Raw genomic sequence first — 11909 nt, forward strand, 5'->3', positions numbered from 1 at the left:
AGCGTCCGTCCATCATTGCCGCTTGCTGGATGCAGGCTACGCTCTGGTGATGTCATGAATTATGTAAGTCTCAATAGACTCATCAACATCACGCGCACCAAGGCAATCAGGGATCGTTGACAAAGCGTGAAAACCGCGAGCAGCCCGTGGCGGGCTCCGCGGCATCCGTGCGGCAGCGCCTCCGTCAGAGGGGCGCGCCGCACCGTGGTGACCCCACTTTCTGCACCCTTGTCATCCGCTCAACCGGCTGCTCCAGGCTTGGTGCGCCTGCAGTGCCCCTACCGGATCGTGTGTCTGTGTCAGTTCGGCGCCACCGGCGCGCCATAGCGGGGCTGCGCAGCGACAGGCGGCGGAGTATTCGGCGGCGGATACATCGGCGCCGAGTAGGACGACGGCGGGTAGCCCTGAGCAGGAGCCGCTTGCGGCCGATAGTTCGGCGGCGGTGGGGGCGGTGCAACCCCGGCCGGTTGGCTGCGGTACGCCGGTTGACCAGGCACCTGATGGCCGCGCTGATACATGCACTGCATGTAGGCGAAATTGAATTGCTGTTGCAGGCTGTACGAAGAGACTTGCGAATTCCCGCCCGCTGCAGCACTGCCCACCAGCATGCCGGTACCCGCGCCCCAGGCAGCCACCGCGCCGGGATTGTAGGAACCCTGCCCCAGCAGCGCGCCTGCCGCAGCGCCAACCATCGTCCCGATCACCACGTTGGAGGCGGCCTGGTTGTTGGCGGCTTGCGCCAGAGGTGCCACAACGTTCTGCGCCTCCAACTGGCAGGCCGAGGCGTCGGCCTGAAACTGGCCCGGACTCTTCTGGGTTCCAGGCAAGACCATCACCGTGGGTGAAGTCGGCGCGACGGCGCATCCGCCCAGCACCACCATCGCAGCCATGGCCATCAGGCCGCCGGAGAGGATCCGTCTTGAGACGATTGCTTTCATGGCACACTCCGCGGCGCCACCGGCTGGCCGGTCGGAATTTGGGGCAGCACCATCATCCACGGCAGGGTACATCGCTGGACATAGGGGTAATAGCCTGCCGGTTCAGTGCAGTAGAACCAATAGTGGGTTGGCGGCAGATCCTGGACGGCGGGCACCACTTCAGGCTCCTTTTCGATGAAGGTCAGCGGCGTGTTGTCGTTCTCCACGATCAGCGTGGTGGGCGAGTAGGGATACGCCCAGGAATTGGGATAGCCCCAACCCCAACCGAGCCCCAGGCCCAGACCCCAGCCCCAACCCCAACCTCCCCAACCACTCCAGTAGCCATAGCCCGGATAGGGGCGGTAGTACCCGCCCGGGGGGCGATAGTAGCCACCTCCCGGAGGACGGTAGTAGCCGCCCCCCGGACGTCCGTAGTAGCCACCACCGCCCGCCGGCGGGTGGCCGTAGTACCGACCACCCGCCGAAGGCTGCCCCTGGTACCCGCCGCCGCCCGAAGGACGGCTGTATCCCCCTCCGCCACCACCCCCACCGGATGGCGGGCCGTAGCCCCCGCCTCCGCCTCCACGGCCGCCACCACTTCCTCCACTCCCGCCGGGGGCGGCAACAGCGACCTGGGAGACCGCAGCCAGCACGGCAACACATGCAAAGGCAATCAGGGAGTTTTTCATATCAATCTTCCTCAGACACATGCCAGATGGACCGCATGCCCGTGCAGAAGTTCAAACCTTCACCCGCGGCAGGCAGATGAAGCAGAAGGTGCACAGCACATCTTCAATGTAACGCCGCGTGTGCCGTCCGGGTAGACAGGCCCACTCAAAGCAGGTCTGGTGCGTGCAATAAGACCGAATCACCGGGTCATTTTCTGACGTTCAGTCTGGCGCGACGCTGCGCGCCCGGCGCCAGGCCGAAGGATTGCAGCTGAACCAGGCCCGAAACGCCCGCGTGAATGAACTGTGTTCGGCATAGCCGAGCAGCAAGGACACGTCCAACACACTCAGGGTCGGGTCGCGCAGATATATGACCGCCATGTCCTTTCGAGCCGCATCCAGTACCCCCTGAAACCGGAGTGAGGCCTCGCCGAGGCGCCGCTGCAGGGTGCGCGGCGACAGACCGAGTGCTGATGCAGCATGCTCCAGCGTGGCTTCGCATTTGGGCATCAGGGGGATCAGGGCCTGGTGCAGGCGGTGGGCGAGGTCGCTCTGGCTGAAGGCCTTTTCCATTGCGGCGCGTGCCTGCTCGCGCATCGCCAGGTGCAGGTTCTCATCGGCCTGCACCAGCGGCATGGTGAGCAACGCACTCGAAAAGACCAGCGCATTTTCGCCTGCGCCAAAGCGCACGGGGCAATCGAAAAAGGCCGTGTACGGGCTTGCGTCAGAAGGCGCCTCATGCCGGAAAAGCACTTCTTTCAACGGCAGCTCCACACCGGCCATCCAGCGTCCGAAGTGGTACCAGCTCGCGATCAGTGCTTCGGCCAGACTTCGGCAATAGGGCAATGCGTTCGATACCACGTGCCAGCCCAACCGCGCTTCTTCCTCGTTCTGGACAAAGCGCATTTCGCTGTAGCCGATGTCAAAGACCAGGCGGCGAAAATGCGGCGCGACCTCGATGGCCTCGCCCAGTGTCCGGCAGGTCATGAGGGCATAGCCCAGCACGCTGAATGTGCCGGGACGCACCCGGCGGGCAAACTCCAGCCCGATATCGTCGCGCCCGCTCAGCACGACAGCTGCATCGAACAAAGCGATCACGGCAGACATCGGCAGGCGCGCCTGCTCGGCCGCATCATCGCCGCCGCCCAAACCGGCCTGGCGCAGCAGGGCTGCGCGCTCGACGCCAGTGCGGGACGCCGCTTCGAACAGCCCCGCGACGAACCCGGCCCCCACACTGCTCCTGGCTTCCACTTTCACCCTTCGGGATCAAATTGGCGTGAATTGACAAATCAATTGGATTCTGGGACAAGGGCGAACCGGGCGCAAGGACCTACCATCGCGCTTCACCCGGTCGGAACAGATCGGGGTCCCACAACGAGGAGACACCCATGCTACCCATCGACCAGGTCCAACTGCACTTCAATCCGGCCACGCTGGCGATCCTGAACGTCATCCTGGGCCTCGTGATGTTCGGCATTGCGCTTGATCTGAAGACCTCGGATTTCCGCACCGCCTTCAAGTCGCCCAAAGGTCTGCTGCTGGCAACGATCGGCCACCACATCGTCTTCCCGGCGATGACCTATGTGCTGATCTGGATCATCAACCCGATCCCCAGCATCGCGCTGGGCATGATCCTGGTGTCGTCCTGCCCGGCGGGCCACCTGTCGAACTTCCTCACCCACCTGTCCCGGGGCAACACCGCGCTGTCGGTCAGCGCCAGTGCCGTGTCCACTGCGCTGGCCATCGTGATGACGCCGCTGAACTTCAATTTCTGGGGCAACCTGAGCCCGGTCACGCACGACCTGATGCGCACCATCTCGCTGGACCCGCTGGTCATGCTGAAGGACATCGTCATCCTGCTCGGCCTGCCGCTGGTGATCGGCATGTGGGTGTCGCACCAGTTCCCGGCCTTTGCGGCGCGCGCACAGAAGCCGATGAAGATCTTTTCCATGGTCGTGTTCGCGCTGTTCGTGGTCGGAGCCCTGGCCGCCAACTTCCAGCACTTCATGAAGTACATCCAGTTTGTCGTGGTGGTGGTGTTCATTCACAACGGCCTGGCGCTGGTCACCGGTTTTTCACTCTCCACCCTGCTCGGGCTGAACGAGCGCGACCGGCGCGCCGTCACTTTCGAGATGGGCATCCAGAACTCCGGCCTGGGCCTGATCCTGATCTTCAACCTGTTCGACGGTCTGGGTGGCATGGCCATCATCACCGCCTGGTGGGGCATCTGGCACATCGTCTCCGGCCTCACGCTGGCCCTGTTCTGGAGCAAGCGCGATCCGCGCAAGTACCCGCGCTTCGCCCACAAGCACCACTGATCCAGCGAGTTTCAACATGACCCCGAAGAAAGTCCTCGTCACCGGCAGCTCCGGCTACCTCGGCAGCCAGACCGTCGCCGCCCTGGCACTGCGCCCCGACCTCTCCGTCATCGCGCTGGACGTGCGCGAGCCCGCCGCCCGCATCGACGGTGTGGCCTATGAGGTGGCCGATATCCGCGCCCCGGAAGTGGACGCCATCGTCGCCCGCCACACCCCGGACGTCATCGTCCATCTGGCGTCCATCGTGACGCCCGGCAAGAACAGCAACCGCGCCTTCGAGTACGACGTGGACGTCAACGGCACCCGCAACCTGCTGCAGGCCTGCGTGGCGCATGGCGTTCGCCGCATCATCGTGTCGTCCAGCGGCGCGGCCTATGGCTACCACGCCGACAACCCCGAGTGGCTCACCGAGTCCGACCCGGTGCGGGGCAACGACGCGTTTGCCTATTCCTGCCACAAGCGGCTGGTCGAGGAAATGCTGGCCGACTACCGGCAAAAGCATCCCGAACTGGAACAGGTCATCTTCCGCATCGGAACGATCCTCGGCCCGACGGTGCGCAACCAGATCACCGACCTGTTCGAGAAGCCGAAGATCCTCGCCATCGCCGGCTCGGACAGCCCGTTTGTCTTCATCCACGACCAGGATGTGGTCGGCGCCATCCTGCACGGCATCGATTCCAGCAACGTCGGCATCTTCAACGTCGCGGGCGACGGCAAGCTGACGATCTTCGAGATCGCGCAGCGCCTGGGCAAGACCTGCCGTGTGTTGCCCGCCCCACTGCTGCAGTCGGCGCTGTGGGCGCTGAAGAAGTTGAACCTGACCCAGTACGGGCCGGAGCAGCTCGACTTCCTGCGCTACCGCCCAGTGCTGCTGAACACGCGTCTCAAGGAAGTGTTCGGCTACACGCCGAAGCTGACTTCGGCCCAGGTGTTCGATCTGTACCGCAACGCCCGCCAGAGCGAACGCTGATGGCCCGACGCGACTTTTCCGGCAAGGTCATCCTGATCACCGGCGCGGCCGGCGGGCTGGGTGCCGCGCTGTGCCACCGGTTCGCGGCAGCCGGAGCACGCATCGCCGCGATGGATCTCGACGCAACGCGCTTGCAGGATCTCGTGGCCACGCTGCCAGCCGGCACGCTGTCCATCGCTGGCAACATCGACGACCCCGCCGCGTGCCAGGCCGCCATCGACCAGACCGTGGCGCACTTCGGCGCGCTCGACGGTCTGATCAACAACGCCGGCATCTCGCATCGCAGCCTGTTCCTGGACACCGACCCCGCCGTGATCCGCCGCGTGATGGAGGTCAACTTCTTCGGCGCGATGCAGATGACGCACGCCGCCCTGCCCCACCTGATCGAGACCCGGGGCGCGGTGGCGGCGATTTCCAGCGTGGCCGGCTACGCGCCGCTGTTGGGTCGCGCCGGGTACTGCGCCAGCAAGCATGCGCTGCTTGGTTTTTTCGACACCCTGCGCTCGGAGGTCGAGGATCTTGGTGTGGGGGTCACCTTGATCTGCCCGTCGTTCATCGCCACCGGCATCGGCCGCGCCGCGCTGGGTGGCCAGGGTGGCTCGGCCACCTCGGCGCGCATCACGGCCGGGGGCGAGTCCAGCCCCGATGACATCGCGCAGCGGATTGTTGACGCCCTGGCGCAGGGCCGCAGCCTTTTGCTGCCCGACCGCACCTCGCGCCTGGCGTGGTGGGTTCGCAAGATTGCCCCCGGCTTTTACGCCCGCACCATGAAGCGCCGTGTGGGCGCTGAATACCTGAAACCTTGAGAGGAGACATCAACATGAAACCCGGTTTTTTCGCACTCGCCGCGCTGATCGCGTGCAACGTCTTCGCGGTGCCCGTCAGTGTCAAGGACCCGGCCGGCAAGCCCCTCGCTACCGTGATGGTGAGCCGCCTGCCCATGAACCCGGCGGCCGTTGACAAGTCCGACAACGGCTACGCGGCCAGCGGCAAGCGGCAGCAGGCCTTCTTCGAACTGGCCCGCTTCACCGATGCCGCCGGCGCCACCGACATTCCCCCCGCCGAATACCCCTGGAAGATCCGCCTGCGCAAGCCCGGCTACAAGGACCTCACGGTGCCCGCCAGCGCGCTGGACAAGCCGCTGGTCATGTCGCCCGAAACGGACGTTGCCGCCCTCGCCGCGCAACAGCCGGCGAACGCGTGGTCGTCCACCATCGACTTTGGCGACGTCGACTTGAAGAAGGAGTTCATGCTCCAGTGCAACTTCTGCCACCAGCAGGGCAACGTGCTGCTCCGCCGGGATCGCACGGCCGAAGAATGGAAGGTGGCGATCAAGCGCATGGTGCGCTACGGCGCGCGTCTGTCTACCGAGGGCCAGGAGAAGATCCCGGCGATGCTGGAGGCGCACTGGAAGAAGATCGCCGCCAACCCCGCGCTCGTCCCCCAGGGCACGCCCTGGTCGCCCGATCTGGCCGGCACCACGATTCGCGAGATGCCCATCGGCGACCCCATGTCGCAGATGCACGACCTGCTGCTGCACAGCAACGGCCTGATCTACGTCGGCGACAACCTGCAGGACCGCGTCTATGAGATCGATCCGGCCACGGGCAAGTACACGGTCTACAAGATCCCGCCGCAGCCGGGCGACAAGCTGGGCGGCCTGCTGGCCGGGCGCCTGCACGATTTTCCCAAACACGAGACCTACCAGGGCATCCATTCGCTGGCGGAGTCACCGAAGGACAAGCACATCTTCATCACGCCGTCCTACCAGCGCCGCCTGATCGAGTTCGACCCTGTCACCAAGGCATTTCGCGTGCACCAGATGGACAGCGGCTTCTATCCGCACACGATCCGCTTCGATGCCAAGGACCGTGTCTGGTTCACGCTCGCGCTGTCCAACCAGGTCGCCATGTTCGATCGCACGAGCAACAAGTTCACGCTCTACGACCTGCCGTTCCGAAGCTTCATGGAAAAGATGACGGTCAAGCTGACGCCCTTCATCTTCAAGCTGCTGGCCTGGGGCATCCCGGTGGCCAACTACGTCAAGGTGGACCATGTCTCCACCGGTGTGCCGCTGCCCTACGGCATCGACATCACGCCCGACGGAAAGGCCTGGGTGGCCCGCATGCACACCGACGAAATTGCCTCGGTGGACCCCGACACGGGTGCGGTGACCATGATCAAGACGCCCTTCAAGGCGCCGCGCCGGCTCAGGAGCGACCGCGACGGCAACCTGTGGATCGTGGCCTTCAACGAATCGAAGATCGCCCGATACACCCCGAAGACCGGACAGTTCACGCTGTTCGACCTGCCCGTCAGCCCCAAGGGCAGCGACACACCGTACGCCCTCAACGTCGACCGTGAGCGCCACCAGGTGTGGGTCAACGGCACCAACTCTGATTCCGTCTATCGCTATGACGTCGCCACACAGGCCTGGACCATGTTCCCGATGCAGCGGCGCGTGACCTTCACCCGGGACGTGGAGATCTCTCCGAAAGGCAAGGTCTATGTCAGCAGTGCCTCGTTCCCGAGCTGGCACATCGAGGACACGCAGCCCACGCTGATCGAGATCACGCCCCGCTGATCACTGCCCATGCCCGCCTTCTACCTTTCTTCCCTGCTGGCCTTCACCGGCGGGCACATGGTCAACTACGCCGTCATCCTGTACCTGCAGGAGAAGGTCGGGTCCGATCTGCTCTCGGGCATCGGCTTCGGCCTGTCGTTCGGCACCTCCATCGTCTTCGGCTGGTTCGCTGGCGTGCTGTGCGACCGCATCTCCCCCACCCGGGTGATCCATGCCGCGCAGGCGCTGTTCGTCCTGTGCCTCGCCGGCCTGTGGTGGACCGACGCCGGCGCCAGCGGCACCACGCGCGTCGGCTGGACACTGTTTTCCGCCTTTTTGGGCGGACTGGCCTGGTCGTTCGTGGGTCCGGCCCGGCTCGCCACGCTGGGCCAGATCGCGCCACCGGACAAGCTCAAACCCGCCACCATCATCTTCAACCTGCAGGTGCTGCTGGGCTTCGGCCTGGCGCCGGTGGTCATCGGGCTGGTGCGCAGCCGTTATGGCTGGCCCGCCGTGTTTGCCACGGGCATGGGCTTCTTCGTGGCTGCTTCGCTGATGCTGTTGGGCACGCGAACGCGCGGCAGCGACCGACCCGGCCAGGGGGTGTTCACGGAGCTGGGTGAAGGTTTCTCGGCCGTCAAGGCCAACCCCCTGCTGCTGCAGCTGATCCTGGCAGCCATCATGGCCTATGCGATGACCGGGCCGATGCAGATCCTGCTGCCGAAGCTGGCGCGCGAGGTGCTGGGCCTGTCGGAACTGCAGCGCGGCGGCTACCTGGGGCTGATGGCGCTGACGCTGATCCTGGGCGGGGTCTCCGCGCTGATGCTGGGCAAGTTCCTGCACCACGGCGCGGCGATCTTTGTCGGCACGATGACAGCAAGCCTCCTGTTTGCGTCGCTCAGCCTCTGGACCAGCGCCGGCGTCTCGGCCACGGCGCTGGGCGCGATGGGCCTGCTCGGCGGCATGGTGATCAGCTTCATCATCGCCGGCATCCAGGGCCAGGCGCCCGAAGCCCTGCGCGGGCGCATCATGAGCATCTATTCCATCATCTCGCAGGTGGTTCCTGCCGCCTCCGGGGTGGCGGCCGGCGCCTTGGTGCGCGCCACCGGCGTCACCCAGGCGATTCTTTACGCAGGGGTGGGGCTGGCGGGCCTGGCGCTGCTGGCTGCCGCCCTGATGCCGCAGCTGCGGCGCGTCGCCAGATGATGATATTTATTTGATAGCAAGAAGCGACCATTTTGTGCTGGGTTGGTGCCATTTCTGCTTGAAACAAGAACATCAGGGCTCTGCGGAGCACGGAAAGCTCGCAGAATGACAGACGCCTCCCATCGCTCAACCAGGGACCCCAACATGCCAGACACCCTCTCCCGCCGCCCGCCACGCCGCTTCTGGGGCTGGGGCCAGGCCGACGCCGCGCTCGATTCACGTGAACAGAGCAACCTGCGCTTCATGCTCGACCAGCTCGGCGCGGTGCAATGCGAGGCCGCACCGCCCCGGGTGGAGGACTTCGCGTTGCGCGCCCCCCGGATCGGCCCGCCGGCCGCGCTGGCCGCCATGTTCTCCAGCCAGCCGCTGGACCGGCTCAACCACAGCTACGGCAAGAGTTACGCCGACCTGGCGCGCATGTGGCTTCGCGACGTGCCCGAGCCGCCGGACTGGGTGGCCTATCCGGACGACGAGCAGGCCATCGTCGACCTGCTGGACTGGGCGGCTCGCCACAACGTCGCGGTGGTGCCCTATGGCGGCGGCAGCAGCGTGTGCGGCGGCGTCGAGCCCGCGGTGGGCGCCAGCTACGCGGGCACGGTGTCGATGGACCTAGAACGGCTGCACCGCGTGCTGGAGGTGGACCGCAGCAGCCGCGCCGCGCGCATCCAGGCCGGCGCGCTGGGGCCCGAACTCGAAGCGCAGCTCAAGCCGCACGGCCTGACGCTGCGGCACTTTCCCCAGAGCTTCGAGTTCTCCACGCTCGGCGGCTGGATCGCCACCCGCGCCGGGGGCCACTATGCGATGCAGCACACCCACATCGACGACTTCGTCGAAAACACCCGCTTGGTCACCCCCGCCGGCGTGATGCAGACGCGCCGCCTGCCCGGCTCCGGGGCCGGCCCGGCACCCGACCGCCTGGTGCTGGGCTCTGAGGGCACGCTGGGCGTGATCACCGAGGCCTGGGTGCGGCTGCAGGATGCGCCGCGCTTTCGCGCGTCAGCCTCGGTTCGTTTCGACGACTACACCAAGGGCGTGGCCTGCGTGCGGGCGCTCTCGCAGTCGGGCCTGAACCCGGCCAACTGCCGCCTGCTGGACCCGCTGGAAACCGTGTTCTCCGGCGTCGGCGACGGCAGCCACGCCCTCCTCGTGCTCGGTTTCGAGTCCGCCGACCACCCGCTGCAGGCCTGGATGGCCCGCGCGCTGGAGCTGGTGCGCGAGCATGGCGGCCAGTTCGACGCCGATGCGGTGGCGCGCTCGATGGCGCCCGAAGGCGGCGACTCGCACCGCACGGGCGCGGCCGGCGCCTGGCGCGACGCCTTCCTGCGCATGCCCTACTGGCGCGACCCGGCCGTGGGCCTGGGCGTGATCATGGACACCTTCGAGACCGCCATCACCTGGGACCGCTTCGACGCCTTCTACACCGGCGTCAAGGCAGACGTCTCCGCCGCCATCGAACGCGCCACCGGCAACGAGGCGCTACTGTCCTGCCGCTTTACGCACGTCTATCCGGACGGCCCGGCGCCCTACTTCACGCTGGCCGTCAATGGCGCAGCCGATGGCAGCGTGGCCAGCGCGCTGGCGGCGTGGCGCGACATCAAGGCCGCCGCCAACGAGGCCGTGACCCGGCACGGCGGCACCATCACCCACCACCACGCCGTGGGGCGCGACCACCGCAGCGGCTACGAGCGCGAGGCCGACCCGCTGTTCCGTCGCCTGCTCGCGGCCGCCAAGCGCGAGGTCGATCCGCGCGCGGTGCTCAACCCCGGCGTTCTGTTTGACCCGCTGGGGCGGACGGTGGGCATCACGGGGGCACTGGCGGTCCAACGCACATCGAATGCGCGATGAACCACCACAGATCGAGGCGCAGATTGCTTGCTGTCCCATCAACTTTTCGGGGCCACGATGAGTTTCTACGGAAACAAGCGCGCCCGAACTTACTAGACCACACAATGATGAGGGGGCACGGACGGACGCACAGAGTCAACGCAAGAATCGATCACATCCCTTGTAGCCTCGCTCCAAACATTCCCGCGCCAGTTTTTGCGCTTGCACAATTTGCTGCTGTGTCATTTTGCTTGCGGCACTGTCGCGAGCTTTCACCGCAGCGGTATCACCATTTGCAGCAGCGAGATTGAACCACAGGTGGGCACGAAAAATGTCCATTGGGACACCTTCCCCTTTTCCATAAATCGAGCCTAGGTTGTACTGCGCCGGCGCATGCCCCTGCATTGCAGCGCGCCTGTACCACTTCGCAGCTTCGGCATAGTCCTGCGTCACACCCTTTCCTTTACCAAACATCAAGCCGAGGTTTGACTGCGCCGCAGCAATACCCTGTGCTGCGGCCAGTCGGTACCACTTGACTGCTTCGGAAAAATCCTGCGCCACACCGTTCCCTTCGTCATGCATCAATCCGAGGTTGTACTGCGCCGGCGCATGCCCCTGCATTGCAGCGCGCCTGTACCACTTCGCAGCTTCCGCATAATCCTGCGCAAAGCCTTTCCTACGGTCATACATCAATCCGAGGTTGTACTGCGCTGGCGCAAGCCCCTGCATTGCGGCGAATGTGTACCACTTCGCAGCCTCGACATAGTCCTGGTTAACACCTTTCCCTTTCTCATACATCAGTCCAAGGTTGTACTGCGCCATTGGTTGTCTCTGCGATGCGGCCAGTCTGTACCATTCCACGGCTTCGGCATAGCTCTGCATCACGCCTTTGCCTTGGCCATACATCAGTCCGAGGTTGTACTGCGCTTGCGCTTGCCCCTGTGTAGCGGCCAGTCTGTACCACTTAAGTGCTTCGACATCGTCCTGCCCCGTACCTTTCCCTTGGTCATACATCAAGCCGAGGTTGTACTGCGCTTGCGCTTGACCCTGTGCAGCGGCCAGTCTGTACCACTTAAGCGCTTCGACATAGTCCTGTGCCACACCTTTCCCTTCTTCATACATCAAGCCGAGGTTGGACTGGGCATCTGAATATCCCTGCTCAGCCATCGGACGAAAAAGCCGCAGCGCAGTCGCATAGTCCTTGCGGTTGTACGCCGCAATCGCGTCCTCAAAAGGCCCTGCCCATGCAGTGCTGGCGAGCAGGAGAAGTGTGGTTAGTAATAGGCGTTTCATCGGGCTAGCTGTGAAGTTCCAATAGGTTGTTTCTGTTCATCGGAGTTGAGTTTGAGAGACTGGGAGTTACCACACAACCGGTTTTCTCAAGGAGCGCAACCCGATGAACATCCATAAGAATGCCAGACTGACGCTGGCTCGCCGCCTGGA

The 11909-nt window shown here is 64.9% G+C and carries 10 protein-coding genes; 6 read left to right on the top strand and 4 right to left on the bottom strand.

The window, feature by feature from the left end; all coding sequences use genetic code 11:
• Positions 1–299 precede the first annotated feature (299 nt).
• The 3 genes from ACMUOY_RS19460 to ACMUOY_RS19470 all read right to left on the bottom strand — a co-directional run bounded on the left by ACMUOY_RS19460 (position 300) and on the right by ACMUOY_RS19470 (position 2836).
• Positions 300–938, bottom strand: a complete 639-nt coding sequence (locus ACMUOY_RS19460) for a glycine zipper family protein (RefSeq protein ID WP_413894394.1) — start codon at positions 936–938, stop codon at positions 300–302.
• Positions 935–1606 carry a hypothetical protein gene (locus ACMUOY_RS19465; protein WP_413894395.1) on the bottom strand — a complete coding sequence of 224 codons (672 nt, stop codon included), beginning with the start codon at positions 1604–1606 and terminating at the stop codon, positions 935–937. Before ACMUOY_RS19465 ends, ACMUOY_RS19460 begins: the two co-directional genes overlap by 4 nt.
• A 201-nt stretch (positions 1607–1807) precedes the next feature.
• The gene (locus ACMUOY_RS19470; RefSeq protein ID WP_413894396.1) at positions 1808–2836 is read right to left on the bottom strand and encodes an AraC family transcriptional regulator; all 1029 of its coding nucleotides are present in this window, start codon (positions 2834–2836) and stop codon (positions 1808–1810) included.
• 137 nt (positions 2837–2973) lie between these two features.
• Between ACMUOY_RS19470 and ACMUOY_RS19475 the strand changes: the two genes are divergently transcribed.
• The 6 genes from ACMUOY_RS19475 (at position 2974) to ACMUOY_RS19500 (ending at position 10487) form a co-directional block, all read left to right on the top strand.
• Positions 2974–3903 carry a bile acid:sodium symporter family protein gene (locus ACMUOY_RS19475; RefSeq protein ID WP_413894397.1) on the top strand — a complete coding sequence of 310 codons (930 nt, stop codon included), beginning with the start codon at positions 2974–2976 and terminating at the stop codon, positions 3901–3903.
• Between the two features lie 16 nt (positions 3904–3919).
• Positions 3920–4873, top strand: a complete 954-nt coding sequence (locus tag ACMUOY_RS19480; protein ID WP_413894398.1) for an SDR family oxidoreductase — start codon at positions 3920–3922, stop codon at positions 4871–4873.
• Positions 4873–5679 (top strand): SDR family oxidoreductase, encoded by an 807-nt coding sequence (locus ACMUOY_RS19485; RefSeq protein ID WP_413894399.1) that lies wholly within the window; start codon positions 4873–4875, stop codon positions 5677–5679. The genes ACMUOY_RS19480 and ACMUOY_RS19485 overlap by 1 nt, the downstream gene beginning before the upstream one ends.
• A 14-nt stretch (positions 5680–5693) precedes the next feature.
• Complete coding sequence (locus tag ACMUOY_RS19490) at positions 5694–7457, top strand: hypothetical protein (protein ID WP_413894400.1); 1764 nt, start codon at positions 5694–5696, stop codon at positions 7455–7457.
• Between the two features lie 9 nt (positions 7458–7466).
• Entirely contained in the window at positions 7467–8642 is a 1176-nt protein-coding gene (locus ACMUOY_RS19495; protein ID WP_413894401.1) for an MFS transporter, read from the top strand.
• A gap of 144 nt (positions 8643–8786) precedes the next feature.
• A complete protein-coding gene (locus tag ACMUOY_RS19500; RefSeq protein ID WP_413894402.1) occupies positions 8787–10487 on the top strand; it encodes an FAD-binding oxidoreductase in 1701 nt (566 codons plus the stop codon).
• Between the two features lie 135 nt (positions 10488–10622).
• On the opposite strand, the gene ACMUOY_RS19505 is transcribed toward ACMUOY_RS19500, so the two are convergent.
• Positions 10623–11759: a hypothetical protein gene (locus ACMUOY_RS19505; RefSeq protein WP_413894403.1), complete on the bottom strand. Its 1137-nt coding sequence runs from the start codon at positions 11757–11759 to the stop codon at positions 10623–10625.
• Positions 11760–11909: the final 150 nt, after the last annotated feature.

The organism is Candidatus Skiveiella danica, from assembly GCF_022705245.1.
GTDB classification, from domain to species: domain Bacteria; phylum Pseudomonadota; class Gammaproteobacteria; order Burkholderiales; family Burkholderiaceae_C; genus Skiveiella; species Skiveiella danica.

Bases quoted from the DNA above. Each gene is read 5' to 3' on its own strand.
- ACMUOY_RS19460 (WP_413894394.1), bottom strand. From the start codon at position 938: ATGAAAGCAATCGTCTCAAGACGGATCCTCTCCGGCGGCCTGATGGCC.
- ACMUOY_RS19465 (WP_413894395.1), bottom strand. From the start codon at position 1,606: ATGAAAAACTCCCTGATTGCCTTTGCATGTGTTGCCGTGCTGGCTGCG.
- ACMUOY_RS19475 (WP_413894397.1), top strand. From the start codon at position 2,974: ATGCTACCCATCGACCAGGTCCAACTGCACTTCAATCCGGCCACGCTG.
- ACMUOY_RS19480 (WP_413894398.1), top strand. From the start codon at position 3,920: ATGACCCCGAAGAAAGTCCTCGTCACCGGCAGCTCCGGCTACCTCGGC.
- ACMUOY_RS19485 (WP_413894399.1), top strand. From the start codon at position 4,873: ATGGCCCGACGCGACTTTTCCGGCAAGGTCATCCTGATCACCGGCGCG.
- ACMUOY_RS19490 (WP_413894400.1), top strand. From the start codon at position 5,694: ATGAAACCCGGTTTTTTCGCACTCGCCGCGCTGATCGCGTGCAACGTC.
- ACMUOY_RS19495 (WP_413894401.1), top strand. From the start codon at position 7,467: ATGCCCGCCTTCTACCTTTCTTCCCTGCTGGCCTTCACCGGCGGGCAC.
- ACMUOY_RS19500 (WP_413894402.1), top strand. From the start codon at position 8,787: ATGCCAGACACCCTCTCCCGCCGCCCGCCACGCCGCTTCTGGGGCTGG.
- ACMUOY_RS19505 (WP_413894403.1), bottom strand. From the start codon at position 11,759: ATGAAACGCCTATTACTAACCACACTTCTCCTGCTCGCCAGCACTGCA.